Source organism: Acidisphaera sp. L21 (assembly GCF_009765685.1).
Classification (GTDB): Bacteria; Pseudomonadota; Alphaproteobacteria; order Acetobacterales; family Acetobacteraceae; genus LMUY01.
This window is the reverse complement of record NZ_LMUY01000134.1, coordinates 2,946-4,196: the sequence shown is the minus strand read 5'-3', so window position 1 is coordinate 4,196 and position 1,251 is coordinate 2,946. Positions and strand designations below refer to the sequence as shown.

Genomic DNA, 1,251 nt, shown 5'->3' with positions numbered 1-1,251 from the left:
GGCCGAGCGGGCGACCTATCGCAACGGCTATCGCGACCGGACCTAAGCTTGGCTTTGGCCATTCAAGCCGCGTAGCAAGCCGCTCCAATTAGGGCGTTGATTGCTGTGCGAGGTATTTCGATGGTTTCTGGTCCGTTTGCAGAAGTGTCTAAACCCGGTCTGGTCCAAAGTTCGCGACGAACAAGAGCAATTGCATCGCTGAAACTCGGCAGCGGTTTGGCATACCAAGCCGCTGCGCGGGGCATCATTGGCTGTTTGGCGTGGAGCTCATGCGCCCAGAGTGTCACGAGCGAGAACAAGCCGAGCAGAGCTGGCGTTGTGCGTGCGATGGCTGGATCGGACCACTGGCGTTGACTTTCGACGCCCAGGTGGCGCCGAACTTCGGCAAACGTCACCTCAATAGACCAGCGCCGGACAAACCAACGGAGGATATTGATTGGATCGGCTTTGACATCGGTGCACAGGAATGCCTGCGGCCGGAGTTCGCCAGCAAGATCGCGGACCAAGACATAGCGGATCGGCACAAAGCGCCCGGGATGATGCCACAGAGCAGTGCCAGAGATGATCTCGACAATCCGCTCGCCCCGTCCATACCAGCCGGTTACCTTGACGCGTCGCCAGCGGGTCTTCGGATCGGTTAGGCGTTCGGCAAGATTGGTCTGGCGCGTTCCAACGACGCGAGGCCGTCCAATAGTGCCTCGATGGCGCCGAGCCGGCGGATCGAACAAGCGTGCATCCAGGCGAAGGCGGGTGATCATACAGACCCGGCTGCGCACTGCATTCAGCAAGTCAATTGAGGCGTAGCTGCTATCGGCAACGCCAATGATTTGGCGGTTTGGAAGCCATCTTGCCACCTGCAGTAACAACTGGCGGCCCCAGTCGGTGAGTTTCTTATGCCGCCGCCGGCGCTGGGTCGAATATCGCTCCGATGGTGCCAATGCGGTCAGGAACGGCAGTCCCCAGACCCGTCTCGCAAAAGCGATCTCGGGCAGGATCATGACCGAGAGCCAACGTAAGCCGCTGGCTTTGACGAAATGACCGTGCGAGGAGCGGGTTAGATCACGATAGATCCCCCGTGCAGCGATCTTGGCACCCCACCGTCGCTCCAGTGTGTCGTCCAGGCCGATGATGACAGGCCCACTTGGAACGAAGGTGGAGACCAACCGGCGGAACAGGCATCGTGCCACCCGTCGGCTGGACCAACGGCAACGGTTCAGAACACGGTGGTAGTTGGTAAAATGTGGATCCTGG

The 1,251-nt window shown here is 59.9% G+C and carries 1 protein-coding gene; it reads right to left on the bottom strand.

Annotated features, from left to right (window positions below):
• Positions 1-62: 62 nt before the first annotated feature.
• The coding region (locus GSQ76_RS25150) for a transposase (protein WP_216851286.1) at positions 63-1,251 on the bottom strand (1,189 nt) is incomplete at its 5' end.